The organism is Salinisphaera orenii subsp. halophila YIM 95161 (genome assembly GCF_003732545.1).
Classification (GTDB): domain Bacteria; phylum Pseudomonadota; class Gammaproteobacteria; order Nevskiales; family Salinisphaeraceae; genus Salinisphaera; species Salinisphaera orenii_A.
The window spans coordinates 1-293 of record NZ_AYKF01000050.1 but is presented as its reverse complement, the minus strand read 5'-3'; the positions used below and the strand labels follow the sequence as shown (position 1 = coordinate 293).

The 293-nt window shown below is 72.4% G+C and carries 1 protein-coding gene; it reads right to left on the bottom strand.

Annotation, left to right across the window (positions count from 1 at the left end; translation table 11 throughout):
* Nucleotides 1-293 (bottom strand): sulfite exporter TauE/SafE family protein (locus SAHL_RS18485; protein WP_184947269.1); only part of this gene is annotated, 293 nt, incomplete at both ends.

Below are 293 nucleotides of genomic sequence, written 5' to 3'. Positions count from 1 at the left end.
ACCGCGACCACCGCCATGAGCGCCGCGAACGACAGCACCACCAGCGTATCGCTGACCCGACCGCCGATATAGACGCCAAGCGGCGCGGCCAGCATGCCGGCGACCGCGAAGATCAGCGCCGCGCGCAGCTCGACCACGCCGCGATACAGCCCTTCGGCGGCACCGAAGGCGGCCGTGATCGCCACCGCGCCGAGCGAGATCGCCACCGCGCTCGCCGGCGCCACGTCCAGGCCGTAGATCAACAATGGCACGGCGAAGATCGACCCGCCGCCGCCGGTCAGCCCCAGCGCCAG